Consider the following 1,361-nt stretch of genomic DNA (forward strand, 5'->3'; position numbering starts at 1 on the left):
TCTGAGGTGTAGACAGATACGGATGCGGGAAGAGCCTCGGGTGCGAAGGATGCTGGCGCGGTCGCTGAAGTGCTTAGTGCCGTCTATGACGGCCTACCCTTTGCGGGTTCTACTATGGCTTCAGGCCCGGACGAAACCCGCCCATGGCGCCGGATGCATTTCATACGGCGATCATGAACCAACGTGTGAGTTGGGTGCTCGATGCCGACCCCGTATCCTGCAACTATCAAACTATGCCTGCGGGCGGGTGCCGCGGTGGACCGACTTGTTCATCACGCAACGATCTTCGAAATGAACGTCGAAAGCTATCGACGACGTTCCGCCATGGAGGCCAAACGCCAGCGCGGCAGGCCAGCCTCATTCGCGACAATCAAAGGCACCGCACAGTTTGTCGCGGAGCGGCAATCAGACCACGATGAAGCTCTTGCCAGCGACAATCAACATGATAACTTCATCCCGACCGCGACATAAGAATCTCATCCAGATTGTCGCGCGCGTCTCATCCTGATCGCCGCGCCATAGGTCGCATAACTATCAAGCGCGCAACGGGTTCTGTCAGCAGCTACACCGCATATGGTTCCGTTGCCTGAGGCGGCGAAATCAGAAAGGCCGGCGGATGGATTGGTTGGAACCGGAAATCCTGACGGCACCCTTCACGCTGCATGTCCCACATATCACTCGAACTGCTTAAATGAAGGCCAATTCTAGCGGGCTCCGCATGGCAAGCGGCAAGCTGGCGAGCCTCTCAAGCCATGTGCCGGCCTGATGGTCGAGTGCAGACGATTGTCGGCAAGCCGTCGCCATATGGTGTTCGGCCATGCCTTGGGGGCATGATTGGATCTGGCTTTAGCATGCTGGGCGGCGGTCGGCAGGCATTAGGATTGAGGTTCCAAATTTGATTTCCGGAGGACCGGCATCGATGTACCCAAGACGGAACCAGCCGCGCGATGACGATTCTCGCGAAGTAAGTGGGTGGATCGAAGGCGTGACCGGAGCTTTCGATACGGACGCCTGGATCGACGACTACTATTCAGAGAGCCGAGACCTGGAACAGGATCCGAGCGACTTGCGCCTCGGTTCGCACGACAGTGACGCCGGCGACCGTGTGCCGCGTCGCAGATCCGTGGGCGGTTCGATGCGAGTGACGCCGCAGTCGCTGGCGCCGGAGAGGGGTTCGGGGCAGCAAGACGTCGATGCCGCAACGGAGACTCACGTGGTCTCAACTAAGGTTCGAAAGCGTGGTCGCCCCGCCGACCGAGACATGCATCCTGATGACGAGACCCGTATCAACCAGTTCGCGGAAGCAGTCCGAAACTACGAAATTCTACCCGACGGTAGCGTCGGCCGAGGGGACGGAAGGG

The 1,361-nt window shown here is 59.1% G+C and carries 2 pseudogenes; both read left to right on the top strand.

Annotated elements, in window-relative coordinates:
- Positions 1 to 249: 249 nt before the first annotated feature.
- A pseudogene (locus tag K6M89_RS30450) lies at positions 250 to 471 on the top strand (hypothetical protein); the annotation flags it as partial.
- A gap of 514 nt (positions 472 to 985) precedes the next feature.
- Positions 986 to 1,361 (top strand): annotated as a pseudogene (locus tag K6M89_RS30455) (Ulp1 family isopeptidase); the annotation flags it as partial.

The sequence above is a fragment of the Rhizobium croatiense genome, from assembly GCF_019793465.1.
Taxonomy (GTDB): Bacteria; Pseudomonadota; Alphaproteobacteria; order Rhizobiales; family Rhizobiaceae; genus Rhizobium; species Rhizobium croatiense.